Here is a 26,189-nt window from a genome sequence, read left to right as displayed (position 1 = left end):
GCATCTGCTTTCACATGAGCCACAAAAGAAACTCCAGAAACATCGAGCGATGAAATTCCCACAGGTCGCACCGAACCCCACCCCCTCCTGGTCACGCCCTCCCCCTCCTGATTTGCCCCGCCCCGTCAGGGGAAGTGTTGTGGGGTAGCGCGACGATCCGGTACCTAGAGAGGTCCGCGACTGTGGACACCCCCCGCCAGCCCCCACCCGACCCGCGTCCCAACGAGCCCTTCTGGCAGTTACGGGTGCTCGGTCGGCACGGAGCCGTGGTCGGGGGAGCCGTCCTGGTGTCGCCCGGCCTCCTGGTCACCTGCGCGCACGTCGTCTCGGACGTCCTCGGCACGGACCCCGCCTCCCCGGACCACCCCGGGACGGAGGAGCCGGTCGTCCTGCTCTCCTTCGACGGGCGCCCCTGGACGGCCTTCGTGAGCCCCGAGCTCTGGTCCTCCGGGCCGGGCAGCCGCGACCTCGCACTGCTCCAGTTCCCCAAAGGGCGCGGCCAGCCGGACACCGGGTTCCCCACCCTGGGCCGGGTCCGTGACCTGGAACGGGGGCAGCCGCTCACCACCGTCGGCTACCCGATGGACCTGCGCTCGCTCTCGGCCCAGCTGTCCTACGAGGGTATGAGCGGGCCCACCGACCACTCCCACCAGGTGCTCACGCCGCATCCGCACGCGGCACAGATCTCCCCCGGGTTCAGCGGATGCGCCGTGCGCGGCGCATCGGGCGAGGTCGTGGGCATCGTGCAGCACACCCTCGACGACGGCCGCCGGGACTCCGGCATCAGCTTCTTCCTCCCGGTGGAGGAGATGGTCGGGGCGCGCGACGGGGTGGGGGAGCCCGTCACCCTGGAGCGGCTGGCGGTCGAGGCCCTGTGCGGCCGCCAGACCTACGAGAGCCTGCACGACACCCTGGAGTCGGTCTCCGTCGACCAGGCGCCCCCCGAACACCTGTTGAGCCCCCTCGAACTCCGCCGGGCCCGGCAGCGGCACGGCGCGCTCACCAACGCGTGGGACGTGTTCGTCCCGCTGCTGGACCACGTGTCGCCGCGCGGCGAGCCCCCGCTGCACCTGGCCTGGGTCCACCACGTGTTCTGGGAACTACGGGGCTCGCGCCGGATCGTCCCGCCCGTGGTCTGGCGGTGGATCGGCGAGGAGGCCGACGGTCTCGGTCTCGGAAGCACCTGGGAGGAGGCCCTCAAGGAGCAGCGCGACCAGCGGACCGGCCGGACCGGTGAGCGGCTGGCGGACCGGAACGGCGCGCCCGGGGCGGACGCGCCGAAGCGCGCGCCCCAGCCCGAGACGATGGTGCTGTTCGAGCTCGAACAGGTGAGCGACGGCTACCAGCTGTCCCACAGCGTCGCCTACCACGTGGGGAGCGGTTACGATCTGCGCCCGCAGGACACCCGGCTGGTGCGCGAGGAACAGATCTGCGACCAGATCGGGGCGCTCATCAGGGACGTCTCCATGAACCGCCTGGTGCCGGCCAACGGCCGCCCGCTGCGGCTGCGGGTCCTGCTCCCCAAGAACCTCCTCCACCTGGACCTGGGCCAGGCCACGCTGCCGCACGACTCCGCCGCGATCCGTCCGCACCTGGGCGCGCTGCACGAGATCGTCTACCACATCCGCGACCGCGTCCTGGACCCCGACTTCATGACCTGGATGCCGGGCCAGTGGCAGGACCGTTCGCAGCGGCAGGCGCGCCAGGGGACCATCGGACCGCACAACCTCCTCCGCACCTGGGAACAGGAGGTGTCGGAGCTGGCCAACGTGCTCACCAACGACGACTACACGGTCTGCGTCGTGGACTCCGACGACCCGGACGCCGGACACGTGTACGAGGCGGTCATCCTCCAGGGCATCCCGACCATCCTGCGCGGCCCCAGGGCCGAGGTGGCCGCCCTGGTGAAGGAGATCCTCGAACAGGCGCCCGACGCACGGGTGCGGGTGGCCGCGCTCGCGGACCACCTGCGCAAGCGGTCGTGGTCCCACCCGGAGGGCCGGAGCGTGGCCCTCGTCCAGGACGACTTCGGCGACGAGCTGCTCCAGAGCGTGCTCACCAGGCCGCACCCATGAGAGGTGATCGGGATCTTCGGCAACGTGAACAAGTTTCACACGGAGCAATAACTCACGCAGGGGACCCACGACAGGAAAGACCTGACATAACACCGAAATCGGAGGAAACGACCACAGCTCGGGACGCATCTCGAACTCCGTTCCGCACGCATATGCTAGCGTGGAATGGTCCGGCATCCTTCGGCCGAAGAATGCCTCTCGCCGGAGCCTGCTTCTTGACGCCACAGGGCGGAAAAGACGAATGCCTCAGGATGATCTGACGCAGAAGTACCACCACGCGCTGCTCGAATTCGCCGAGACCGGTGGTCCCTCCGCCATCCTGATGGACGTCTCCCCCCTGATGGACCTCCACCACCGGACCGTCACCGCGCTCTCCCGCGCCGCACGTACCGCGCACCTGCCCGTGGTGCCCTTCGCCCCCGGCCGCTACCTGCCCCCGCAGGCCGAGCGGGCGGCGCCCTGGCCCCTGCTCTGCCCACTACCCCCCGAGGTCACCAGCGCGCTGGTCGTCACCGACGCCCACGACCGCGCCTGGCGCCAGCCCCGTGTGGGCACCTGGCTGGCCGCGCTGGGCGAACGGGTGTCCATCGCGCTCCTGCACCTGCTCGACCGCGGGTCCTGGGCCCGGGGACCGATCACCACCCAGCCGATGTCGTGGACGGGGCACGCGCCCAACGCGCCCGACGCGTGGGAGCCCGCCACGCCCCCGGACCCCGCCGACCCCGGACCGCCCCCAGGAGTGGTCCGCGCCGCGCCGGTCCTGGAGTGCTCGCCCGAAGCGATCACCGCCTGGGCCAGGGCCCTGCGTGATCCGGCGGGCGGCTGGGAGGCCGACGTGTGGGCCATCGGAGCCCCACGCCGACCGGTGCGCGGACCCGACGCCGAACCGGTGACCCAGTTCCTCACCCACTCCTCGGCCGGGGCCCGGGAACTCGCCGTCCGGCTCGCCCAGGCGCCCGTGAACCTGCCCGTCGCCGAGGTCATCCAGCGGAGCATCCCCCAGGCCCCGCGCGACGAGCGCGCCGCCATCACCGAGATCGCCGAGGTGTTCGGCAGCGACCTGATGGACCCGACCCACGTGCCCGGAGCGCTCAACGACCCGGCGAGCGCGGCCCTGCGGTTCCGTTCGGGGGCCCGGAGCGAGCTCCTCAGCCGCGACGGCGAGCTGAGCGCGATGCGGGCGGTCTTCTACGCCCTGGGCATCGAGTTCAAGGACCACGCCCGGGTCTACCAGTGGCTGTCCCGCATCGAGAGCGGGGTCTCCCAGGTGACGCCGGAGTCCCTGGAGGGCGAGGAGGAACTCGCGCGCGCGATGCTGCCCGCCCTGTCCGAGATGCCCGGCGAGTACCGCAGGTTCGCGGACCAGCTCCGCCTCGCCCTCGGCGACGCGCCGTCGGCCCCCGTGGCCGCGCGCGTCCCCGATCCGGTGCCGGGACCGGGGCCGACGGGTCGGCCGGTCGACCCGGCCCCCGTCACGGAACCGCCGCCCCGCAAGCTCCGCAAGCGCCACCGCCGACCCCCGCCCCTTCCACGAGAGGAACCCAGCGCCGCCGTGTCCGAGACGTCCACGCCCTCCACCGCCAGGGAGCCGTACGGTTCCGAGCCCATCCAGATCGGACGGGGCACCGGCGGTCAGCCACGGCACCAGCGCACACGGCAGATGGCCAGGTTCGGCGGAGTCCCGCCCACCAACCTGCACTTCACCGGGCGGGCGCTGGTCCTCGGGCGCATCCACGAGTCCCTGGAGGAGGCCGAGGGGCCCGGCACCTTCCTCCTGTGCGGCGGCGGCGGCATCGGCAAGACGCAGATCGCCACCGAGTACGCCCACCTGCACCGGGACGACTACGACCTCATCTGGTGGTTCCCCTCCCACAACGACACGGACGTACAGCAGTCCTACGCCGCGCTCGGCCGGTACCTGGGCATCCAGGACGAGGCGGGCGGCCCCAGCGTCACCTCCCAACGGGTCCGGGACGCTCTGGAGGACGACCCGGAGATCGGTCGCTGGCTGCTGATCTTCGACGACTTCACCGACCTGAGTCGGCTTGGGGTGCGCAACATCCCCCTGAACGGCCCCGGCAGCGTGCTGGTCACCTCCCGCGAGCAGACGTGGCTCTCCAGCGGACGCAGCAACGGGATCGTCGTCCCCAAGCTCACCCCCGAGGAGAGCGTGGCGCTACTGCGCAAGGTCTGCGCCCAGGGCCTGGAGGACGACACCACCGCCCTGGACATCGCCGAGAAGCTGGAGTACCTCCCTCTGGGCCTGGCCCAGATGGGCGCCTACCTGCGCGACTCGCTGATGAGCGCGGAGGACTTCCTCCAACTCCTCCAGGAGAAGTTCGCCGACCTGCTCGACCACGTGGAGCCGGAGGGTACCTACCCCGTCCCGCTCGCCGCCGCCTGGAACGTACAACTGGACGACCTGCGGCGCAGCAACGAACCCGAACGCGAGCTCAAACGGATGGTGCGGGAGTTCATCCAGCTGTGCTCCTTCTTCGCCCCGCGCCCCCTGCCGCGCACACTGTTCCACCGGGCCCGGGGCCTGAGCACCGACCCCGCGCTGTCCCGGCTCCTCGGCAACGAGATGTACCTGTCCCGGGTGCTGAGGTACGTGAGCAGGCACAGCCTCGCCGAGTTCGACCGCACCAAGCACACCTTCCAGCTGCACGGCACCTTCCAGGCCGTGGTCCGCAGCACCCTGAGCACCGAGGAGCGGGTGCGGCACCAGGACCTCACCCACCGGCTGCTGGCCCAGAGCGATCCGCTGGCCCCCGACCGGCCGCAGAACTGGGACGAGTACCAGCTGCTGTTCACGCACGTCCGGGCCTCCGAGGCCTGGCGCAGCCACGACCCGCAGGTGCGCGGACTGGTCCGCAACGTCATCCTCTACCTCATCGAGACCCGGCACCCGATCGCCGCCCTGGAGCTGGCCGACCACGCCATCGGGGCCTGGTACGACGACCCGGCCCAGCGGTTCCAGGTCCAGCTGATGCGCAACCGCATCCTCAGCAGCCGCGGCGACAACGTGACCGCCCTGGCCGAGGCGAGGGCGATGCACGCGGAGCAGGTGGAGCTGGAGGGGTCCGAGAGCGAGGAGGCGCTGGACGCCCACCGCGCCAGTGCGGTCGCCCTGACCAACCTGGGCCACTTCGAGGACGCCCGGCGGATGTACGAGGAGATCCACCGGATCAGGGTGAGCCGGAACGGTGAGGAGGACGAGAGCACTCTGTCCTCGGCCCACGACCTCGCCTACTCCCTGCGGATCGCCGGTCGGTTCCGGGAGGCGCTGGAGATCGACGAGCGCAACCTCGAACAGCGCACCTACGTCTTCGGACCCAACGGCATCCCCACCCTGCGCAGCCGCCTGTCCGTCGGGGTCAGCCAGCTGGAGCTGGGCCGCCTCGACCAGGCCAGGGCCACCCTGGAGGACGCCCAGCGCAGGTTCGAGGCCACCGAGGCGGACGGCAGTGTGCACTCCATGGAGATCCCGCTGTCCCTTTCGCTGATCCACCGGAGGCGGGGCGAGCACGAACGGGCGCTGGAGTTGTCCGAGGGGGCCGGGGAGGCGCAGGCCCGCTGGTACCCGGGTACGGCCCGCTCGATGCTGTACTTCCAGAACGTGCACATGGTGAACCTGGCCTTCGGGGGCGAGCTGGCCGAGGCCGAGCGGACCGCCCGTGCCCTGTTGGACGCGGTGGAGACCACGTACTCGGAACGGCACGTCTTCCCGTGGGTGGCCCGGGCCAACGCCGCCCTGGTATTCCGGCTGGCCGGCCACCACGCCGAGGCCCTCGAACTCGACCGGCTGGCCCTGAGCAAACTGCGCGAGACGCACGGGGACAACCCCATGCTCTTCGCCCCGGTGGAGATCAATCTCGGCAACGACCTGTTCGCCCTCGGGCGGCTGAAGGAGGCGTTGGCCCAGGACCAGGCCAGCGAGCGACTCTGCCAGGAGGTACTGCCCGAGGACCACCCCTCACAGTGGGTGATTCGACGCAACCTGCTGATCAGCCGACAGGCTCTGGGCGAGGACGTGGAGGAGTCCTGGACGGAGCTGCGGAACGGGTACGCGGTCCGGTTCGGCCCCGATCACACGTTCGTCACCAGCATGAACGGTTTCGAACGGCACGACTGCGAGGTCTCCCCCGTCGCACGCTGACCACCCCGGAACACGGGGGCGGCGGTCCACCGCCGTCCCCCGGGTGGCGTCAGCGCACCCTCGCCACCAGGGACAGCCACTCCTCGGGGTCGAACCGGAGGAAGCCCCGGTCGGGGTTTTGCGAGTCACGCAGGAGCACCCGCCCCCGTTCCCTCAGGGAGGCCTCGCAACAACCATTGTTGGGCTCCGACCAGGACGACTTGCGCCACCCGGTGCCGTCACGTCCGTCCCGCCAGGTAGAACTGGCCATTCCTCGCCCGGTCATAACTGTCAGGGCCCACCATCTCTTCACCACGCACGGCACCGTTGTGTAGTCGAATCAGGGACATCCTCCAACATTTTAACCTTTGGTCCACAACACCGCATTAATCGGTATCAGGAATGATCGAAGACTGGGGTCACAGTGAGCAATGTGATTGATTTTCGCACCGACGACGACGCCGTGATCAGCATCGAGGCCGTTCCCGTGCGTCGTACGGGCGCCCAGCCGGTCTCCCGTGGCGGGACCGTCACCGGCGACCGCCGGCTCGACGCGGTCGTCTCCCGCGTCCGCCAGGTCGCCGCCGCCGTCTCCAGGGAACTGGGGTCCTTCGACCCGCGGGAGTTCGGCCCCACCAAGACCGAGATCGAGTTCGGGGTCAGCGTGAGCACCGAGGCGGACGTGTTCGTCGTGAGGGGCGCCGCCGAGTCCTCCTTCAAGGTGAAGATGACCTGGGAGCACGGCGGGACCGGCGCGTAGCGTCCGGCCCGGCCGCCACGCGCACCCGCCCGGGACCGGGTCAGCCGGCCCCGGCGACCAGCCGATCGGAGAGACGGGCGGACCACTGACCCCGGTCCGTCCCCAGGGCCGCCTCCCCCAACCGCAGCAGCTGCACGTCCGAGGTCCCGGCGGGCGCGAAGACGTGGTGGGCGTCCCGCAGGTAGCGCTCGATCGGCCGGTGGGTGTAGAGCCCCTGAGCCGCGTGCACCTCCATGGCGTTGCGCGCGGTGTCCAGGACGTACTCCACGTTCACGAGCTTGGCGTTGATCAGCTCGTTGTCGCAGGGCCGCCCCCGGTCCAGCAAGGAGACCGCGTGGTAGAGCGACAGCGCCGCGACCATCAGCCGGGACTGCATCTGCCCGAGCCTGAGCTTGACCGACGGCACCTCAGCCAGCGGCTTCCCGTAGCGGAGGACCTCCGACGCGTAGGCGCAGGTCTCCTCGACCAGGGCCCGGTGGATGCCCAGGGCCACCGCCGCCAGGTTGGCCCGCCCGTACAGCACGCTCGACGAGTAGGCCACCGACAGTCCGTCCCCCTCCGCACCCAGCAGGTTCGCGGCGGGCACCCGGCAGTCCTCGAAGACCAGCTCGCCGAAGCTGAAACCGTGGAGGCCCATGGTGCCCCGGTGGTCACCGAGCGAGAACCCCGGACGGTCGGACTCCACCAGGAAGGCGGAGAGTCCCCGCGAACCGGGTCCCGTGCGGACCACCACCCCGTGCAGGTCACCGACGTGGCTGTTACCCACGAACACCTTCTGCCCGTTCAGGACGTAGTCGTCGCCGTCGCGCACCGCGCTGGCGGTCATCCCCAGGACGTGCCCGCCAGAGCCGTACTCGGTGACGGCGATGGTGGGCAGGCAGCGCCCCGCGGCGACCTCCGGTAACCACGTGACGCGCTGCGCCTCGTCGCCGAAGTGCACGATCTTGGCGACCCCCAGCTGGGAGGCCTGCACCATGGCGCCCATCGCGCCGCTGACCCGGGCGATCTCCTCGATCACGATCGTCTTCGCCAGGTGCCCGAGCCCCATCCCGCCGTAGGCCGGGTCGACGGTGATCCCGATCCACCCCTGCTCGGCGATCAGCCGGGAGAGCTCGTGGTCCACGCGACGGTCGCGCTCCATCGCCGCGACCCGGGGCCCGACCTCCCTCAGCGCGAAGTCGCGGACCCGCGCCCGCAGCTCGTCGTGGCGTCCGTCCCCGAAGTGCCGTTCCATGCCTTTCCCTTCCGCGCCAGGAACCTCCTGGTCGCATGGGGTTTCGACGCGCCGGGAGCGGCGTGGTTGCGGTTCTGGCCCCCTCCGGTCAGCGTCTGACCGGAAGCGGTCGGGCGCTGCTCCCCGCCCGGGCGGTCGCCTCGGCGCCCCGGTCCCGGGCGCGCGAACGGCCCGGGGCGCGCGCCCGCCCCGGGCCGTCGGGAGGGAGGGACTGCGTGTCCTCCCGGGTAAGGACCTAGTCCCAGTCCAGGCCGCCACCCGTCTGGTACTCGATCACTCGGGTCTCGAAGAAGTTCTTCTCCTTCTGGAGGTCCATCATCTCCGACATCCACGGGAACGGGTTCTCGGTCTCGCCGAAGATGGGGGCGAGGCCGATCTGCTCGGCGCGACGGTCGGTGATGAAGTGCATGTACTTCTCGCACAGCTCGGCGTTGAGGCCCAGCACGCCGCGCGGCATGGTCTCGCGGCCGTAGGCGACCTCCAGCTCGCAGGCGTCGGTGAGCATCTGCCGCACCTCGGCCTGGAACTCCTCGGTCCACAGGTGCGGGTTCTCGATCTTGATCTGGTTGATCACGTCGATGCCGAAGTTCAGGTGGATCGACTCGTCGCGCAGGATGTACTGGTACTGCTCGGCGATGCCGACCATCTTGTTGCGGCGGCCCAGCGACAGGATCTGCGCGAAGCCGGTGTAGAACCACATGCCCTCGAAGATCACGTAGAACGCGACCAGGTCACGCAGGAAGGCCTGGTCGGCCTCGGGCGTGCCGGTGCGGAACTCCGGGTTCTCCAGGTTCTGCGTGTACTTGAGCGCCCAGGCGTCCTTGGCGGTGATCGAGGGGACCTCGCGGTACATGTTGAAGAGCTCGCCCTCGTCCAGGCCGAGGCTCTCGCAGATGTACTGGAAGGTGTGCGTGTGCACCGCCTCCTCGAAGGCCTGGCGCAGCAGGTACTGGCGGCACTCCGGGTTGGTGAGCTGGCGGTACACGGCCAGGACGATGTTGTTGGCGACCAGGGACTCCGCGGTGGCGAAGAAGCCGAGGTTGCGCTTGAGCATGAGGCGCTCGTCCTCGGTGAGCCCGTCCTTGGACTTCCACAGCGCGATGTCGGCCTGCATCGCCACCTCAGTGGGCATCCAGTGGTTGTTGCACCCGGACAGGTACTTCTCCCACGCCCACGTGTACTTGAGGGGCAGCAGCTGGTTGACGTCGGCACGGGCGTTGATCATCGACTTGTCGTCGACGTTGACGCGCTCGGCGTCGCGCTCGATCTCGCCGAGGCCGCTGGTGGCCGCTGCGCTGTTCTCGGAAACCGCGGTCATGCTCGAACTTTTCCGTTCTCCGGTCGGGCCGGGGTCGTCTTCGGGGAGAGGAGGGGGCGCGAGGGAGCGGGGGCGCCCGCCGGTGCGGCGGGCGCCCCGGGGCCCCTCGTTACTGGCAGGCCTCGCACTCGGGGTCCTCGATGCTGCACGCCTGGCCGTCGACGATCTCGAACTCGTCCTCGGGCTCGGGCGCCACCGGCTCGGTCACCGGGGCCGGGCTGGGTGCCGGGCTCGCGACGGGGGCGGGCGACGGGGCGGCCACGGGAGCGGCGGGGGTGGAGGCGACCGCGTTCAGTCGGCCGTCCGTGCCCTTGAGCGTGCTCTTCTCCACGTGGGTGGCGCTCTGCGAACGCAGGTAGTAGGTGGTCTTGAGACCGGAGCGCCAGGCGCGGCGGTACAGGGCGTCCAGCTTCCTACCGCTGGGCGCGCCCATGTACAGGTTGAGCGACTGGGCCTGGTCGATCCACTTCTGGCGGCGCGAACCGGCGTCCACGAGCCAGTTGGGGTCGACCTCGAAGGCCGTGGCGTACAGGGCCTTGAGGTCGTCGGGCACGCGGTCGATGGCGCCCAGGCTGCCGTCGTGCATCTTCAGGGCGGACACCATCTCCTCGTCCCACAGACCCCGCTCCTTGAGGTCGCGGACCAGGTAGTCGTTGACGACGGTGAAGTCGCCGGACATGTTCGACTTGACGAACAGGTTCCGGTAGACCGGCTCGATCGACTGGCTGACGCCGGTGATGTTGGCGATGGTCGCGGTGGGCGCGATCGCCATCACGTTGGAGTTGCGCATACCGGTGGTCCGGACCCGCTCGCGCAGGGAGTCCCAGTCCAGGGTCTCGCCGCGGTCCATGTCGAGGTCGCCGCCACGGGAGTCGGCCAGCAGGCGCAGGGAGTCGATGGGCAGGACGCCCCGGCTCCACAGCGAGCCCTCGAAGCTCTCGTAGGAACCGCGCTCCTTGGCCAGCTCCATGGACGCCTCGATGGCGTAGTAGCTGATCAGCTCCATGCTCTCGTCCGCGAAGGTCACCGCGCCCTCGGAGGCGAACGGCGTGCGGATCTTGAAGAGCGCGTCCTGGAAGCCCATGAGGCCCAGGCCGACCGGGCGGTGGCGCATGTTCGCGCGGCGCGCCTCGGGGATCGTGTAGAAGTTCACGTCGATGACGTTGTCGAGCATGCGCACGGCGGTGCGGACGGTGCGGCGCAGGCGCTCGACGTCGACGCCGTTCGGGCCGACGTGCTGGGCCAGGTTCACCGAGCCGAGGTTGCAGACCGCGACCTCGTCCTTGCTGGTGTTCAGCGTGATCTCGGTGCACAGGTTGGAGGAGTGCACCACGCCGGTGTGCTGCTGCGGCGAGCGCAGGTTCGACGGGTCCTTGAAGGTGATCCACGGGTGGCCGGTCTCGAACAGCATGGTGAGCATGCGGCGCCACAGGTCCACGGCGGGCATCTTCTTGAAGACCTTGATACGCCCGGCCTCGGCGGCGGCCTCGTACTGCTCGTAGGCCTCGGCGAAGTCCTTGCCGTACTTGTCGTGCAGGTCGGGGACCTCGTCCGGCGAGAACAGGGTCCAGGTGCCCTGCTCCTCCACACGCTGCATGAACAGGTCCGGAACCCAGTTCGCGGTGTTCATGTCGTGGGTGCGGCGGCGCTCGTCACCGGTGTTCTTGCGGAGGTCGAGGAACTCCTCGATGTCGATGTGCCAGGTCTCCAGGTACGCGCAGACCGCGCCCTTGCGCTTGCCGCCCTGGTTGACCGCGACCGCCGTGTCGTTGGCGATCTTCAGGAACGGGACGACACCCTGGCTCTTGCCGTTGGTGCCCTTGATGTGCGAGCCCAGGCCGCGGACCGGGGTCCAGTCGTTGCCGAGGCCGCCCGAGTACTTGGACAGCATGGCGTTGTTGCTGATGCCGTGGAAGATGTCCTGGAGGTCGTCGCCGACCGTGGTGAGGAAGCAGGACGACAGCTGTGCGCGGACCGTGCCCGAGTTGAACAGGGTGGGCGTGGAGGCCATGAAGTCGAACGAGCTCAGCAGCTCGTAGAACTCGATGGCACGGGCCTCGCGGTCGTCCTCGTTGAGCGCCAGGCCCATCGCGACGCGCATGAAGAACGCCTGCGGGAGCTCGTAGCGGACCTCGTCGCTGTGCAGGAAGTAGCGGTCGTACAGGGTCTGGAGGCCGAGGAAGGTGAACTGCTCGTCACGGTCGGCGTGCAGGGCCTTGCCCAGGCGCTCCAGGTCGAACTGCGCCAGCGCCGGGTCCAGCTGTCCGAGGTCGATGCCGCGACCGACGTAGGCGGACAGGTAGGTGGCGTAGCGGTCCTCCATGTCGGACTGGCCGGCGGTCTCGGGGGCGCCGCTGACGAAGCTCAGGGCCTCGGTGCGGAGCTTGTCGAGCAGCAGGCGGGCGGCCACGTAGGAGTAGTTCGGGTCGACCTCCACGTAGCTGCGGGCGGCCATGACCAGGGCCAGCTCGACCTCGGAGTCGGCGATCCCGGGGTAGAAGCCCCGACGGGCCTCGGTGAGGACCTTGGCCGCCGAAACACCGGTGAGCCGCGCACAGGCCTCGGTTACGACGTGCTCGATCCGGTCGATGGCGGCGGGGGCGCCGCCGCCGTGGGTCGGCGCGGGCCGAACGGATGCGGGCACGGCCTCGACGTCAAGGGTCATACAGCGGCTCCAACCTCGGTAAAGAAGAGTCCCGGCGGGGAACGGGGTTCACGAGTAGCAGACGCGCGGCTCGCACCGGCGGTCCCATCGCACTGGATGCGGGTGGGCCCACGACCGGAGGGTCGCGGCGACTCCCCTCGAAGCCCCCTCGTCTGCGTTGTTGATGTCGGGTCCTGGAACCCGTGGGTGACCTACGCGATCTCCGCTTCCCGTGGCCGATCGGGCCTCGTGGCGCGGGCGGTCGTCGTTCCCGTCTGCTTCACCAGGGTGGGAACCCCGGTGAACCACCAACGGGACCCGATACTACATCTAGGGGGTGCCACCTTGGAACACCGCAAGATGATGGCGTGTCGCGGATTTCTCGGATTCATCGACGGATGTCGAACACACGCCTGGAGCGTGGTATGAGTGCCTCACGGGCGCCCTGTGACAGGGCGTCTCCGGCCGGGCTCGCGGGCCTTCGTGGGGGGTCGGACCCAGCCTAGGACGTCGGCGGGGCGGACGTGTCCGCACACCCGCCGGAGATCGGCCACAGGGCCCTGCCGACGCGCGGGAACGGGGTCGTAAGGCCGGGGGTCGACGACCGAACCTGGCGTACCCGGTCGGCCCGGATACGGGAATCGGACCCCGCGCGTCCGGAGGCGGACGATCACGACCCCGGGCGGGGCGGGAACGGGGGCGCGTCAGAAAGCTCACTTCCCGGGGGTGTCGCCCGCCGCGGCACGCCCCTTCCCCGTGCGGGGCGGCGTCCCGACCCGCGCGGCGCGCACCGTGCGGGTCACGCGTCCAGGAGGCGGTCCAGATCGTCCTCGGGCAGGCCCAGGTCGGTCCGGATGCGGAACCGGATGCGCAGGAGCTCCTCGAACAGGTCACGGGTGTAGGACGACAGCGTCCTGTGCGCGAACCAGCGCGCGCCCGCGGTGGCCCAGCGCTCCGCGCCCTCCAGGTCGTCGTGGGCGTAGAGGACCTCGGCGACGTGGATGTGGGTCTGGAGCCCGGGATGGTGACCGCTCTCCAGACGCTTGAGGTGTTCGTAGGCGAGCTCGCGCTCGTCCAGCTGGAGCAGCGCCCCGGCGCTCAGGGCGTGCGCGTCGACCACGGTGGGACCGCCGTCGTCCATGGCCCGCTGGTAGGCGGCGCAGGCCCGCTCGAACTCCTGGGCGATCTCCCACTGCTCACCCGCGCGCACGAACAGCTCCGCCCGGGTCACCTCACTGCCCGCGTCGACCCGGTTGGCCAGGTCCAGCAGCTGGGCGGCGATCCGGCCGTGCTCACCCGACCGGACGGCATGGAATTCCAGCCGGTCGAGTTCTGCCGTCGTCACCTGGGTCAACCGCATCGCCCCCATCCCCTACTCGCACTCGCGCGTGCCGGTCAGGGCCTGGCACGCTCCAGCGCCTGCCAGAACCCCTGGCGCAGTCCGTCACGGACCTCGTCACGCAGCAGGTGGTCGATCGGGAGTGAGGACCCCTGGAGAAGTCTGGCCTCCAGGTCGGAGGGCATCCTGGGCCTTCGGGCCAGGACGGCCTCCACCCACAGGGCGGGCGCCTCACGTGCGATCGACTCCGCGAAGTCGTTTCCTTCCTTGTGCGCGACATGCACCGCGTCATCAACGGTATGCGTGCCGGGGCCCGTCTGCTGGGCATATCCAGGACTGGGGATGGATTCCTGGTATCCAGACGTGCCGAACCGGCTGTCGTACTCGGGACCAGTAGGCCGCCGTTCCCCGAATCCGGGGGCGGCGCCACCGCGGCGCGCGGTGTCAGTTGCCGTACTGGTCCCATAGGTAGGGTTTGCGTCCGCCCCACCTCCGAAGCCTGGTTCCTCACCGGGACCGAACCGCGGGTCCGGGCCGGGCGGGGCCGCGTTTCTCTGCGGTGGCCCCTGCTGGAGGTCGGCGAAGGAGGCCTGGGGCCCGGTCCCCGCGTCGAAGGACCGTTGCGGGCCCGTGCCGTTGAAGGACGGCTGGGGCCCGGTTCCGTTGGTGAAGGCGGGCTGGGCTCCGGTCAGTGTGTGACCCTGCGGCGGCGCCTGACCCGGTCTGCCGGGGAGGCCGAAGGCGCCCGGGTCGGCTCCGCGCATGGAAGGGTGCCCGCCGGTGCCGGAGGGCGGGTAGCCGCCCTGGCCGTTGGGCCCGTGGCCGTTCTGCGCCGCGGCGGGGTTCGGGGCGGGATGCGCCCCGGAGGCGCCGGGGTAGGAACCGTTGCCGTTCACACCGGGCGGTGCCTGACCGCCGGACGGGAAACCGTTCGCGTCGATGCCCCCGCCCGGGGAGCCCTCCGTTCCGGGCCCGGCCAGGTGGTCGACGCCGCGCTGCTGCGCTATCGAGCGGCGCATCGCGCGCAACTGCTCCATGGCGCTGCCCTGGGGCACGGGCTGTCCGCCGGTGCCCGCGAACATCGCCTCCAGGCCGCCGGTGGAGGCGGTGACCGACTCGGGCCGGCCGTTGCCGCCGGACGGGGCCGTCGCGGGCTGGCGGGGCTGGGGGGCCTCGGGTGCGCGCGGGGGCTCGTTGGCGGAGCGGCCGCGGCCGTTGGCGAAGGGGGTGGTGGTCTTGGCCGCGGTCTCCTGTGTGGAGCCGCCGCCGGAGAGGAGGTTGACGTGCGGGCGCAGGTGACCGGCGCCGATCTCGATGAGGTCGTCGCTCTCCCGGCGCAGGGCGCGGGAGATGGTCCAGTTGCCCTCGACCGAGATGTGCACGACGGTGACGCGCACGCCCATGTCCTGTACGTCGGCGACCACGGGCGCCATGTCCTCGTCGCCGCTGACCAGGACCGCGTCGGACAGGACCCCGGTGCGGGCCAGGGTGGTGAGGTCGCGCTGGACGTAGCTCTCCACGCCCTCGCGGCGGCCCGGGCGTATCCGGGCGGCCCTGAACTTGATGCCGGGGATGTCGGCGATGCCGTCCTGTTCCTGGGCCCGCCGGTCGTCGGCGATCGCCTCGTACCAGTAGCAGCGCAGGAGCGGCAGCCCCGTGCGGTCCCGGGCGACCTCGTTGAGGAACTGGACGAGACCGGAGTAGTCCCAGGCGACGGAGTCCCGGTTACGGGTTCCGTGCACGGCCATCGCACCGTCGGCGAGAAGGTATCCCGCGTCGACGAACAACGCGCAGCGGTCCACGTGACACCGCCCCCTTCCCTGTCGATCTCTGGGGCCATATCCATGACCGGGGCACAGCCTAGCCAAGTCTGTCTCGTTTTGCGTGCCATCGACGGACACCGAAAGTGACTCGGCGACTACCCACGGGAGGGGATTCGGGGTCGCACGCGTCCCCCCGGATGCCCCACCAGGCCCGGAAGGGCCACGGAAGGGGCATCCCGACCACCGGGCTCAGGTGCGCATGGGAGCCGTGAGAGCGACGACCCCGACCACCACCGCGTCCTGGCCGGACGGGATTCGGATATCCGTTTCGCGCCCGAGAACCGCGTCGAATCGGGCGACGTCGGTCCCGAACGCCATCGGATCGCCCACCGCCCCGCGAGCGGAACCCACGAAGACGTTGTCGGCGCTCCCGTGCCCACCGGTCGGCGCGAGCGGGGTTCCGCCCACCATCACCCGGTCTCCGCCGAGGTCGGCGTCCCCCTCCCAGGCCACCACGTCGAACCGGGCCGGGACCGACTCCGGCAACAGGCCGGACACCGGGAAGCGCGCCCCCGTGTCGTCCTGGAAGACCGCGGTGGTCTCGTCGAGCACCATCGCCTGGTGGTAGCCCTCCACCGACGGGTCCTCCAGGACCACCACGAGGCTCCAACCGGCGTGCACGCCCCTGCCCTCGCTGGCCGGGACGTCGGCGACCCACCACTCGCCGCCGCCAGCGGAGCGCACCAGGGCGGTGACGTCGGCGAACGCCTGGTAGGCGCGGTAGCCGGGCAGGTCGGCGACGCGGGTGTCGGTGGCGGTGACGGTGGTGTAGGCGGCCATACCGGGGCCCTTGACCCGCGCGGTGGGCGACGCCGGCTCCCCCGCCGCCGAGAAGTACAGCCCGGCCCAGCGAACCGCGCCGCCCTCGGGGAGCTCCCAGACCGCCGAGCTGGACGAGGTGGTGGTGGGGTCCAGGTCGCGGTCGAGCGGGGCCATCACCCAGTTGTCGTTGTCGAGCCGGTCGCCGATCCGCTGGCGGGCGTCGGCGCAGGCCCCCGGGGCCTGCTCCGCGTGCTCTTCGTCCTCGTCGGTGTATCCGGGGTCGGTGGGTTCCGGGGAACCGGAGGGGTCGGAGGGCACCTCGGGTTCCGGCCCGCCGCCGTGACCGCCCTCGGCCCCCTCGCCGCCCCCATCGCCCTCGGGGGCGCCCGGTTCCTCCTCCTCCGGCTCGGGTGAGGAGCCTCCCGGGGCGTCACCGAGCAGGTCGCCGAGCCCGCCCCCACCGGAACCCGGCGCGGCGGGCTCGTCGGCGTCCGCCGGGGCCGGACGCAGGTCCGCGTCCGGCGGGGGGTCCACCCGGCCGTCCCGGGCGGTGGTGCGCCCGTCCGGAGGGGCCACCTGGCCGCCGCCGGGCCACCCCCACCACGGCCAGGGCCACCCGCCCTTCGGCGGTTCGGGTTCGGTGCAGGTCAACAGGGCGTTGCCGACGGTCTCCGTGCGTACCTGCCCGGCGGTCGCGTAGCGGGCGGCGATGCCGTCCGGCGTCACCCCGCGCTCCCCGACCGCCTCGAATCTGGCCTCACCCGAGGAGATCACCACGCTGGCGGGCACGTGCACGTCGGCGTCGGACGCCACCCGGACGTCGAGGAACTGGGTGCTGTTCTCCCCCTCCGCCATACCGGTGCGTACGCACTCGCCGCCGCCGCTGCCCGCCGCGCAGCCCCAGTCGCCGTGACCGACCGCCAGGGGAACCGCGTTCCCGGCCCCGCCCGAGGAGACCATCTCCACCCCCGGGGGCAGGGTGATCGCGGCCAGTACGTCACCGGCGGTGGCCGTGCCGGTGTTGAGCACGTCGAGGACCATGATCCCGTCACTGCCCGGGACCAGCGAGCCGACCGGGTCGATGCCCGCCGCGAACACGGGGCCGGGGTCCTGCGGCGCCTCGGGCGCGTCCGGCTCCTCCGGGGCGGGCGGGGCGTCGGGGGTGTCCGGCGCCGGCGGCTCCTCCGGCTCGGGGGCGGGCTCCGGCACCGAGGCGGCGGGGACGTCGGCGGGCACCGAGGGCACGGGTTCCGGATCGGGCGCGGGCGCCGCCGGGGCCGGGTCGGCGGGGTCGGCGGGGTCGGCCGGGCCCTGGGCGGGCGGGTCGGCGGGCGCCGCCGGGTTCCCGGCGGCCGGGGCGTCCTCCTGGGGAGCGGCCACCGGCGGGGGGTCGGAGGGCGGCACGCCCTCTCCGCCCACCAGGGCGAGCGCGACCGCGACGGCCACGCCCGCGGCAGCGGCGGCCCCGGCGGAGACCTGCTGCTGGCGCCGGGACATCCGGTTCCACCAGGCCCCGGTCGCGGCGCCGCCCGGCGTCACGGTGAGGTAGCCCGTGGCCCCGAAACCCACCACCAGCGGCAGCACGATCCCGCGCAGGCCGACGTTGACGTCCATGAGCTCCGCGTACACCTCGCGGCAGTCCCCGCAGTCGTCCATGTGCCGGTCGACCTTGGTGGTGTCGCGCTTGGACAGGCCGCCGCGCACGTACGCGCCGAGCAGGCCGAGCGTGGGTCGGCAGGCCTCGGCGGCGCCCCCGCCCGCCAGGTGCATCTGGAGGTAGGCCTGGCGCAGACCCTCCCGGGCGCGGTAGGCCAACGCGGCCACACCGTTGGCGTTCATCCCGAGGATGGTGGCGGCCTCGGCGGGTTTGACCCCCTCGATCTCCGTGTGCCACAGCACCGACTGCCAGCGTTCGGGCAGGGACAGGAAGGCGCGGGCGATCAGCGAGCGTTCGAGGCCCTCCAGCGCCGGGTCGACGAAGGGTTCGCCGGAGTCGTAGGTCTCCATGTCGTCGGTGACGACCTGGCGTCGGTCCCCCCGCCCCCGGTCGTAGGCGGCGTTGCGGACCGCCGTGAGCAGGTACGGGCGGAAGGCGTCGCTGGGTCCGCCGCCGCGCTGGATGACGCTGAGCACCTTCGTGAACGCCTCGGCCACCGCGTCCTCGACCTCGGCCTCACCCCGTAGGAGCTGGCGGGCCAGGCCCCGGGCGGCTCCCGCGTGGCGTTCGTAGAGGGTGCCGTAGGCGGCGTTGTCGCCGGCCTTCACCCGTTCGATGATCTCCGCGTCACCGATGAGTGTCTCAGTGTGCTCGCCTTCGGCGTGGGTCACACCGCGCCCTTTCCCTCGTGGTCCCGTATCCCCCCGCCGCGAGCCAGATCCGGGGTTCGGGAGGCAGGGGTTCGGCGTCGGGGCATCACGTGCTCGAAAAAATATCTCGTATCCGCGTCATAGCCGCTACCGATCTCCGTGATTGGGGTGAGGGCGAACGGAGGGGGCCCACCGCGGGGGCGCGGGCCCACCTTCGTTCACCTGGCCAAACGACGACCGGGAGCGATGCCATGCGCGAGACCGATGTGGGAGCCGGGACACGGGGCCGTGTGGTGCGCCGTGCCCGGGATCTACGGACGCCGTGGGGGCGCCGGAGCGCGGAGCGGGGATGGGGCCCGGCCGAGGACTGGTGGACGCCCTCCGTGGACGCCGTCTGTGAGGCGCACACGTCCGGGGAGGACCTCGTCGACGCGTGCTCCCGGCTCGGGGAGGCCCGGGCCCGTTCGGGAGTGGACGTCGGCCGGGCCCTGGCCGACCTCGCCGCCTTCGGCGAGGTCGTGGGCTGGGGGCACGTCCCGCTCTCCCTCGTGCGGGCCCTGGCCGAGGGCTGGGTCGAGGGCGGCCGGGGCCGGGACACCTGCCAGGACCCGTTGACCGGGCTGGCCAACGCGTCGTACCTGCGCACCCGTGTCCGCGAGCTCTACCGGAGCGCGGAGGAGACGGTCCCGGCCGCGTTCGACCACCGCCTCGTCGTGGTGTCCCTGGACCCCGCCCTCGACCCCTGGCGGCGCGCGGCCCGGCTGATCGTCCTGGGGCACGAGCTGAGCCGCTTCTTCACCCGGGGCGAGTCGCTGTGCCTGGTGAGCCGGGGCCGGATCGCGGTCGTGGCGCGGGACGTCCCGGCGCTCAGGACCGAGCTCGACGAGCTGCGGTCGGGGATCGGCTGGGAGCACGGCGCCGCCGTCTGGTCCGTGCCGCTGCCCGCGACCCACGGCGAGGCGGCCGCCCTGATCGACGGCCTGGGCGGTGCGGTCCGCGACGAATGACCCTCAGACGCCGCGTCGGAGCACACCGCCCTCCCAGAGGGGAGAGGGCCGGTCCCGACGCGGCACCGCCGACCGCCGCGCACGTCTGAGGGGGCGTACGCGGGGCGGTCGGCCCCGTCCGACGGGCCCGGGCCCTCTGGCCCCCGAGTCGAGGGGCGGCCCACGAGGCCCGTCGGACGGACACGGGCACCGCACCGCGGTGCCCCGGGGGCGCGCTCACACAGGGGAGGTGGGCGCGCCCTTCGTCGTCCGGTCCCGGGACGTCCCGCCCCACGGGGCACGGGAGAATCGCCGCGAACGACGGACGCCCCCGGCGTCCGCCCTCCGCCCCCGACCCCCCGAAGGAAACCATGGAGAAGGAAGAAGAGATCCGCCTGCTGTCCCGTATCGGACAGATCCTCCTGCACTCGGCGCCTCCCGGGTCGAGGGAGGTCGAATGCACCGCCGCGATGGTCGGCGACATGGGAGAGATGTGGACAAGGGCCGTCGTCGCCGACGGCTCCGAAGCACACGTCAGCACCCCGATCGATCTCAGTTCCGCGTTCAGGGAGCTTCGCTCCGGGATGTGGGCGCCCGGGAGGGGGACGTGGTTCTCCGCCCGGTACCTACTCACTCCGCCCTCGTCGTTCTCGGTCACCTACAACTTCGACCGCGAAGTCGAGTTCAGCCGCCCGCGACCCGACTCCGTCGACTACTACGAGGACCTTCTCGAACACCCCCGCAGCCCCGAGAACACCCCCGTGTGGCTCCGGGAGAGGATCGAGGCGGCGGCGAGGGCGATCGCCACCCCGCGAGAATGAGAAGGGGCGCCGTCCCGCACCGGCACGGCCCGGAACCCGACGGGTGGACGTGCCACGGCCTCCTCCAGCACGGGAAAGAGTTCGTCCGCCCTCCAGGCACGCAGGACAGAGGAAATGACACGAGAGCCCGTCGAAGACGGGTCCGAGCTCCGACAGACGGAGATCCTCAGGAAGATCGGCTTATCCACGAAAGATGGAGGTCGCGGGTCAGGGCGGCGACCGCCTCACCACCGAATACGGAACGGTGGAACCGAACAGAGCAGCGCACCCGAGGCGTTTCCCAGCGTGGAAGACGGACTCCGGGCCGACACGCACAAGGAGAGCGGCGGAACCCGGTTCTCCATGAATGACGTCCTCACGCGCCCGTCCCCGGCCGTTTCGGATCGACTTTCGCTACCCACACACTCGGGAAACGCGACGAAACTCCAACACAAAGCGATACCGAAATCACCTTGCGTCACGGAAATCGTGCGGGTGCCATTGATCGCATCGTCCCCTGGTAAATTCCGGGAATGTTCTCACGTTTTTCCGGGTTCTTCGTCGGAGCCTTCTTCGGGCTGGTGTTCGTGCTGGTCAACAGCGGCCCCCCGCTGCCCGACGCGGCCGCCCTCGCGGTGCGGGTCCTGGCCGTGGGCGCGGCGGTCGCGATCGTCGTCCTGGCGGTGCTCGCCATGCGCGGGAGCGCCCCGTCCGAGGACGACGGCTCCCCCAAGCCGAGCTTCGGCGCCTTCTTCGGGGTGGTCACCATGGTCGAGGTCGCCCTGATCGTCGGCGGCGCGATGACCATCAGCAGGCTCGACTCCGTCCCGGACGAGGCCGGTGTGGCCTGGGTGGCCCTGGTCGTCGGCCTGCACTTCTTCCCGCTGGCCTGGCACTGGAAGCAGCGGGAGATCCTGGTCGTGGCCGGGTACGCCTCGCTCCTCGGCGCGACCGGACTCGTCATGGCCCTGACCGGCCACCCCGCGTGGGTTCCCCTGGTCAGCGGCGTCGTCACCGGCGCGGGCATGCTGTTGGGCAGCCTCGGCGGCGTGGTGTGGATGTCGCGCCAACGACGTGTGACCGCCTAGGCGGGGAGCTCGCCCAGTCCGAAGTACGGCAGGCACCGTTCCAGGCCCTCCACCTCGACGGGGACCGTGCGGTGACGTTCCCAGTCCTCCCGGGTCAGCCGGAACCTGGTCTCGCCGACCCGTTCGCCCCGGACCGCGACCAGGTTGGTGCCGTCGGGCCGGTAACCGAGCCCGAGCGACACCCCGCGTGAGGCGACCGAGGTGTCGAAGGCCTCCGACAACGCGGCCACCGCCCCCAGCTCGGCGAAGGCCAGGTGGAGCACGGCCGCGCGCATCTCCTTGCCGAGGCCCCTCCCCTGGTACCGCCGTGTGAGCCACGAACCGGTGTTCACCTGCCGGGCCACTCCGAAGTCGCTCGCCGCCAGGTCCTGGACCCCGATCACGGTGCCCTCGTGCACCACGACCGCGTTGAACGTCCACTTCTGCGGGGTCCACGCCGCCATGGTGGCCCAGTTGTGCTGGACGACCGCCAGCGCCAGACGGTCGGGCGGCTGGTCCGTCCACGGGGTGAGGAAGGGCATGTGCGCGGGGTCGTGGACCCCCGCGAGGGCCGCGTCCGCCAGCTCGGACAGGTCCTGGTCCGAGGGCATCCTCAGCTGGAGGCGCGGGGTGTTCAGCCGAAGCCCCGCCGGGGGGAAGTGGTCTGCGATCATGCCCCGATTCTGCGGGCCCCCGCCGCGCCTGTCACGCGGGTTTCGGTCAGCTGACCAGGGCCGTGACGAGCGCCGCCAGCTCCACCGAGGCCGTGGCCCGGCTCCCCGTGGCGTCACGGACCACCCAACCGCGCATCCCGGCCAGGTGCGCGGGGTGCGCGTGGGCCGGGTCGGTGAGCAGGTAGCCGCACGGGGCGTCCGGCCAGTCGGGGACGGTGGGGAGGCGTTCGGACCGGTAGGCGGCGGGTTCGCCCTCCCGGGCGGGCACACCGGTGAGCAGTTGGTTCCGGGCCAGGTCGGCGCGGGTGGGGCTGCCCGGCTGTGGCAGGGGCGCGTCGACCAGCACGTAGCCGAGCACCGGTCGGTGCGCGGAGCGCTGGGCCGCGCCCACCGCGCCCAGGAGGGGGCCGCCGTCGCCCTCAGCGACGAGGACGACGGGGGTGCGGTCGCCGACCAGCCGACTGATCTCCAGGCTGGCACGGGCCACGTAGCGGGCGGCGTGGGGGGCGGTGACGTCGTCCGTGATCCGGGGGAACACCGGGCGGGTGAGGACGTCGGCGGCGCTCGGGAGGGAGAAGGGCGTCCCGAGGCCCGGGGGGAGGAGAACGGTGATCACGCGGGGCCGCCCCCGCGGGTCTCGTCGCGCACCCAGGCCAGGTAGGAGGGGTTTCCGCCGGTCACAGGCGTGGCGACGACCTCCGGGACGTCGTAGGGGTGCGTGGCCACCAGGTGCGCGACCAGGTCGTCGAGGCGGTCGGCCCGCGTCTTGATCACCACCGTCCACTCCTGGTCGGCCCGGACCTCGCCCTCCCAGCGGTAGAAGCTGGAGACGGGCCCGCCCACCTGCGCGCAGGCGGCCAGCCGCCGTCCCACCACGGACCGGGCCACCTCCTCGGCGCCCTCTCTGCTGTCCACGGTGGTCTCCACCCGGTAGGCCCCGGTGTGCTCCTGCATGGTCATCCCAACTAGGGCGGAGCGGGCCTGGTCCGCGCGGCCCCACCCGGTGTTCTAGGCTCACTGGTCATGAGCGAACGTGATGAACTCCTGCGTCAGATCAACGATAAGGCGGTCGTGCGCGGGAAGGTGACCCTGTCCTCCGGCAAGGAGGCCGACTACTACGTCGACCTGCGCCGGATCACCCTGGACGGGGAGGCCGCGCCGCTGGTCGGCTCGGTCCTGTTGGACACCGTCGAGGACCTGGAGTTCGACGCGGTGGGTGGTCTGACCCTGGGCGCCGACCCGGTGGCCGCCGCGATGCTGCACGCGGCGCACGCGCGCGGCCGCACGCTGGACGCCTTCGTGGTGCGCAAGGCGGGCAAGGCGCACGGTCTCCAGCGGCGGATCGAGGGTCCGGACGTGAAGGGGCGCCGTGTCCTGGCGTTGGAGGACACCTCCACCACCGGCGGTTCGGTGATGACCGCTGTGGAGGCGCTGCGTGAGGCGGGTGCGGAGGTCGTCGCGGTCGCGCTGATCGTCGACCGGGGCGCGCGCGAGCGGCTGGAGGAGGAGGGCCTGGAGTACCGGCCCGTCTTCGAGGTGTCCGACCTGGCCGTGTGAGGACCGGTTCCGCGGGGCGGGGCGTTCGCGTCCCGTCGCGGGGCGGGCTCCGGGCGGGGCGGCGGTAGGACCGGCGGGCCGCGCGGGGGGTGCCCGAAGGGCGGGGGCCGTCAGGGCTTGAGGGTGAAGCTGTGACCGGGTGAGCGGTCGGAGACGTCGCGGAGGCCGCCGTTGACGTACACCTCGACGGCGGTCGGGTCACCGATGGTGACCTCGAGTCCGGCCTCGTTGTCGGGGTAGGTCACGGAGCTCCCCTGGGTGAGCTCCTGGTCCAGGAGCACGTCCCCGCCGGGGACGCGGACGAAGACGTCGCTGGACTCGCCCACCACCCGGATGTACAGCGCGCCCATGTCGTCGGGGTCCACGCTCTCGGCCGCGGCCTCAGAGGCGTTCACGCTGGCGCTGGCGCCGTTGCCCGGGAGGGACTGGTACAAGAAGTACCCGCCGAGGGCCACCAGGGCGACCAAGAGCGCTACAGCCCCGACGATGGCCATCACCTGGCCAACGCCGCGCGGATCATTCCTATGCCTTCCCACGGCGACGAATGTAGCGCGTATCACGACAAAAAGCGACAGCGGCCACTGGAAACGCGCGGCTCACCACCGGTCCGGCACCCGTCGGCCCGCAATGGGGGTCCTGTTCCGGGGCCCCTCAGCCGCCTATCGTCGCCGCCCCCGTAAGCTGCGGGTACGTCGCCGAACCCGGAACAATATGGTCTAGACCTTTCCAACGGCTCAGGCCATTCGGGATACTTGGACGACACCTGGCGGACGCCACCGGACACACGGCCCACGGGCCGACCCCGGCGGTCCGGTTTCCGCCGCCAGGGCAACGCACGTGGGGTGCCGCCGGAACGCGAGGGTCTCGTGTCGGCGGCCGCTCGCTCCAGGCCGAACCAGGGAGAGTCAAGCATGCCCATCGCCAGCCCCGAGGTCTACACCGAGATGCTGAGCCGCGCGAAGTCCGAGGGCTTCGCCTACCCGGCGATCAACGTGACCTCCAGCCAGACGCTGCACGCCGCCCTGCGCGGCTTCGCCGAGGCAGAAAGCGACGGCATCGTCCAGATTTCCACCGGCGGCGCGGAGTTCCTCTCCGGTGCTTCGGTCAAGGACATGGTCACCGGTTCGGTCGCCTTCGCGGAGTTCGCCCGCGTGGTCGCCGCCAAGTACCCGGTGAACATCGCCCTGCACACCGACCACTGCCCCAAGAACAAGCTCGACGGCTTCGTCCGCCCGCTGCTGGAGATCTCCAAGGAGCGCGTGGCCAAGGGCCAGGAGCCCCTGTTCCAGTCCCACATGTGGGACGGCTCCGCCGTCGAGCTGGAGGAGAACCTCCAGATCGCGGACGAGCTGCTCGCCGCCTCCAAGGCCGCCCGCACCATCCTCGAGATCGAGGTCGGCGTGGTCGGCGGCGAGGAGGACGGCATCGTCGGCGAGATCAACGAGAAGCTGTACACCACCCCGGAGGACGCCCTGCGTACCGCCGAGGTGCTGGGCCTGGGCGAGAAGGGCTACTACATGACCGCCCTGACCTTCGGCAACGTGCACGGCTCGTACAAGCCCGGCTTCGTGAAGCTGCGCCCGGAGGTCCTGAAGGCCGCGCAGGAGGCCGTCGCGGCCGAGTACGGCCGGACCAAGGCGTTCGACTTCGTGTTCCACGGCGGCTCCGGCTCCACCATGGAGGAGATCCACGAGGCCATCGAGTACGGCGTCGTGAAGATGAACATCGACACCGACACCCAGTACGCGTACACGCGTCCGGTCGTCGACCACATCATGCGCAACTACGACGGCGTCCTGAAGGTCGACGGCGAGATCGGCGACAAGAAGGCCTACGACCCCCGCGCCTACGGCAAGGTCGCCGAGGCCGGCATGGCCGCCCGCGTGGTCGAGGGCGCCCAGCACCTGAAGTCCGCCGGGAACAAGATGAAGTAGGACCCGCCCCGGCACGGTGCCCGTCGGCTCGGCCGCCGGGCACCGTCGTCGTTTCCGGCCCCGCCGGGGCCGGGCCCGGGTGCCGGGCGACCCTTGATCGCCCCTTCGGGCATCGGCCACGGCGCAATACGGACCGTGTCATGTCCGCATTCGTCCGACAACGGCGTCCCGGGCGCCCGCCCCGGAAAAAGCAGGGATCACTTTTCCCCGCGTTTCGCGACCAACCCTCCGAAAACGAATCGCGCTCTCCACACACCGCCTCCGCCTGCGGTTTCGCGCCCCCGACCCCGGGAATTCCTTCTGCACCCTCCCCCCGAACGGATCGAGGAATCGTGGAAGGCAATCGATCTCTCCGTCTGGTGGTCGTCGGCGCGCTCGTGGCCGGTGCCGCCCTGGTCGGCGGTTCCGCCACCAGTGTCGTGTGGGCGTCACCCGCCGACGCCGCCCCCTCGGCGGCGTCCTCCTGCGGGCTCGGCGCCGACACCCCCACCACCTCCGGTACCCACATCTCCGGCGTCGGCTCCCGCACCGGCTGCGCGGGCTCGGTGACCCTGACCGTCGAGGTGCGCAAGCACCGCCCCGCCTGGCCCGACGCGGTCGTGGCCGAGAACAGCCGCTCCGGGTTCGGCGCCGGATCGCTCCGGGCCTCGGGCGGCTGCGACGGCAGGGGCACGTACTTCACCGAGACCAGGAGCTCCAACGGCAACAAACTGTCCTCCGCGAGGGTGACGCGGTGCTGACCGGCCCCCTCCGGCCCCCGGAGAGGGAGGG

20 protein-coding genes are annotated in these 26,189 nt (G+C 71.4%); 9 read left to right on the top strand and 11 right to left on the bottom strand.

Annotated features, from left to right (window positions below):
• Positions 1 to 182: 182 nt before the first annotated feature.
• Together ACFYL4_RS14740 and fxsT are read left to right on the top strand one after the other, a co-directional pair.
• Positions 183 to 2,075: a serine protease gene (locus ACFYL4_RS14740; protein WP_387518740.1), complete on the top strand. Its 1,893-nt coding sequence runs from the start codon at positions 183 to 185 to the stop codon at positions 2,073 to 2,075.
• Positions 2,076 to 2,316: 241 nt separating this feature from the next.
• Entirely contained in the window at positions 2,317 to 6,234 is a 3,918-nt protein-coding gene (gene fxsT, locus ACFYL4_RS14735; RefSeq protein ID WP_387518738.1) for an FxSxx-COOH system tetratricopeptide repeat protein, read from the top strand.
• A gap of 49 nt (positions 6,235 to 6,283) precedes the next feature.
• On the opposite strand, the gene ACFYL4_RS14730 is transcribed toward fxsT, so the two are convergent.
• The gene (locus ACFYL4_RS14730) at positions 6,284 to 6,484 is read right to left on the bottom strand and encodes a DUF397 domain-containing protein (protein WP_387518736.1); all 201 of its coding nucleotides are present in this window, start codon (positions 6,482 to 6,484) and stop codon (positions 6,284 to 6,286) included.
• 162 nt (positions 6,485 to 6,646) lie between these two features.
• Here ACFYL4_RS14730 and ACFYL4_RS14725 point away from each other — a divergent pair, with 162 nt between their 5' ends.
• Positions 6,647 to 6,973 carry a CU044_2847 family protein gene (locus ACFYL4_RS14725; protein WP_387518735.1) on the top strand — a complete coding sequence of 109 codons (327 nt, stop codon included), beginning with the start codon at positions 6,647 to 6,649 and terminating at the stop codon, positions 6,971 to 6,973.
• 40 nt (positions 6,974 to 7,013) lie between these two features.
• Here ACFYL4_RS14725 and ACFYL4_RS14720 read toward each other — a convergent pair whose 3' ends face one another.
• The 6 genes from ACFYL4_RS14720 to ACFYL4_RS14695 form a co-directional block, all read right to left on the bottom strand.
• Positions 7,014 to 8,207 (bottom strand): acyl-CoA dehydrogenase family protein, encoded by a 1,194-nt coding sequence (locus tag ACFYL4_RS14720; RefSeq protein WP_387518733.1) that lies wholly within the window; start codon positions 8,205 to 8,207, stop codon positions 7,014 to 7,016.
• A gap of 235 nt (positions 8,208 to 8,442) precedes the next feature.
• Complete coding sequence (locus tag ACFYL4_RS14715) at positions 8,443 to 9,525, bottom strand: ribonucleotide-diphosphate reductase subunit beta (RefSeq protein WP_357767728.1); 1,083 nt, start codon at positions 9,523 to 9,525, stop codon at positions 8,443 to 8,445.
• Positions 9,526 to 9,634: 109 nt separating this feature from the next.
• The gene (locus ACFYL4_RS14710; RefSeq protein WP_387518731.1) at positions 9,635 to 12,190 is read right to left on the bottom strand and encodes a ribonucleoside-diphosphate reductase subunit alpha; all 2,556 of its coding nucleotides are present in this window, start codon (positions 12,188 to 12,190) and stop codon (positions 9,635 to 9,637) included.
• 778 nt (positions 12,191 to 12,968) lie between these two features.
• The gene (locus tag ACFYL4_RS14705; RefSeq protein ID WP_357767733.1) at positions 12,969 to 13,538 is read right to left on the bottom strand and encodes a hypothetical protein; all 570 of its coding nucleotides are present in this window, start codon (positions 13,536 to 13,538) and stop codon (positions 12,969 to 12,971) included.
• Between the two features lie 26 nt (positions 13,539 to 13,564).
• A complete protein-coding gene (locus tag ACFYL4_RS14700) occupies positions 13,565 to 15,310 on the bottom strand; it encodes an NYN domain-containing protein (RefSeq protein ID WP_387518729.1) in 1,746 nt (581 codons plus the stop codon).
• 210 nt (positions 15,311 to 15,520) lie between these two features.
• The gene (locus tag ACFYL4_RS14695) at positions 15,521 to 18,421 is read right to left on the bottom strand and encodes a sigma-70 family RNA polymerase sigma factor (RefSeq protein WP_387518727.1); all 2,901 of its coding nucleotides are present in this window, start codon (positions 18,419 to 18,421) and stop codon (positions 15,521 to 15,523) included.
• A 230-nt stretch (positions 18,422 to 18,651) separates the two neighbouring features.
• Here ACFYL4_RS14695 and ACFYL4_RS14690 point away from each other — a divergent pair, with 230 nt between their 5' ends.
• From ACFYL4_RS14690 to ACFYL4_RS14680, 3 genes are all read left to right on the top strand, one after another.
• On the top strand, positions 18,652 to 19,407 hold the full coding sequence (locus ACFYL4_RS14690; protein WP_357767742.1) for a hypothetical protein: 756 nt from the start codon (positions 18,652 to 18,654) through the stop codon (positions 19,405 to 19,407).
• Positions 19,408 to 19,757: 350 nt separating this feature from the next.
• Positions 19,758 to 20,207, top strand: coding sequence for a hypothetical protein (locus ACFYL4_RS14685; RefSeq protein ID WP_357767745.1), 450 nt, complete (start codon positions 19,758 to 19,760; stop codon positions 20,205 to 20,207).
• Between the two features lie 512 nt (positions 20,208 to 20,719).
• On the top strand, positions 20,720 to 21,274 hold the full coding sequence (locus ACFYL4_RS14680) for a hypothetical protein (protein ID WP_387518724.1): 555 nt from the start codon (positions 20,720 to 20,722) through the stop codon (positions 21,272 to 21,274).
• On the opposite strand, the gene ACFYL4_RS14675 is transcribed toward ACFYL4_RS14680, so the two are convergent.
• Genes ACFYL4_RS14675 through cutA form a run of 3 tightly spaced genes read right to left on the bottom strand, consistent with a single transcriptional unit; the run spans position 21,271 to position 22,881 of the window.
• Positions 21,271 to 21,927, bottom strand: coding sequence for a GNAT family N-acetyltransferase (locus tag ACFYL4_RS14675; RefSeq protein WP_387518722.1), 657 nt, complete (start codon positions 21,925 to 21,927; stop codon positions 21,271 to 21,273). The two genes, ACFYL4_RS14680 and ACFYL4_RS14675, sit on opposite strands and share 4 nt — an antisense overlap.
• A gap of 46 nt (positions 21,928 to 21,973) precedes the next feature.
• Positions 21,974 to 22,543 carry a hypothetical protein gene (locus ACFYL4_RS14670; RefSeq protein ID WP_387518720.1) on the bottom strand — a complete coding sequence of 190 codons (570 nt, stop codon included), beginning with the start codon at positions 22,541 to 22,543 and terminating at the stop codon, positions 21,974 to 21,976.
• Entirely contained in the window at positions 22,540 to 22,881 is a 342-nt protein-coding gene (gene cutA / locus ACFYL4_RS14665; RefSeq protein WP_357767757.1) for a divalent-cation tolerance protein CutA, read from the bottom strand. The genes ACFYL4_RS14670 and cutA overlap by 4 nt, the downstream gene beginning before the upstream one ends.
• 69 nt (positions 22,882 to 22,950) lie before the next feature.
• On the opposite strand from cutA, the gene pyrE reads away from it, so the two are divergent.
• A complete protein-coding gene (gene pyrE / locus ACFYL4_RS14660; RefSeq protein ID WP_387518718.1) occupies positions 22,951 to 23,484 on the top strand; it encodes an orotate phosphoribosyltransferase in 534 nt (177 codons plus the stop codon).
• A gap of 110 nt (positions 23,485 to 23,594) precedes the next feature.
• Here the strand turns inward: pyrE and ACFYL4_RS14655 are convergent, their stop codons facing one another.
• On the bottom strand, positions 23,595 to 23,978 hold the full coding sequence (locus ACFYL4_RS14655) for a RodZ domain-containing protein (RefSeq protein ID WP_357767808.1): 384 nt from the start codon (positions 23,976 to 23,978) through the stop codon (positions 23,595 to 23,597).
• 417 nt (positions 23,979 to 24,395) lie between these two features.
• Here ACFYL4_RS14655 and fbaA point away from each other — a divergent pair, with 417 nt between their 5' ends.
• Both fbaA and ACFYL4_RS14645 read left to right on the top strand, forming a co-directional pair.
• The gene (gene fbaA / locus ACFYL4_RS14650) at positions 24,396 to 25,418 is read left to right on the top strand and encodes a class II fructose-bisphosphate aldolase (protein ID WP_357767763.1); all 1,023 of its coding nucleotides are present in this window, start codon (positions 24,396 to 24,398) and stop codon (positions 25,416 to 25,418) included.
• 332 nt (positions 25,419 to 25,750) lie between these two features.
• Positions 25,751 to 26,158 carry a hypothetical protein gene (locus ACFYL4_RS14645; RefSeq protein ID WP_387518716.1) on the top strand — a complete coding sequence of 136 codons (408 nt, stop codon included), beginning with the start codon at positions 25,751 to 25,753 and terminating at the stop codon, positions 26,156 to 26,158.
• The last annotated feature ends 31 nt before the right edge of the window (positions 26,159 to 26,189 follow it).

It is taken from the genome of Nocardiopsis sp. NPDC006938 (genome assembly GCF_042869555.1).
Lineage (GTDB): Bacteria > Actinomycetota > Actinomycetes > Streptosporangiales > Streptosporangiaceae > Nocardiopsis.
This window is presented reverse-complemented; position numbering and strand designations above follow the sequence as displayed.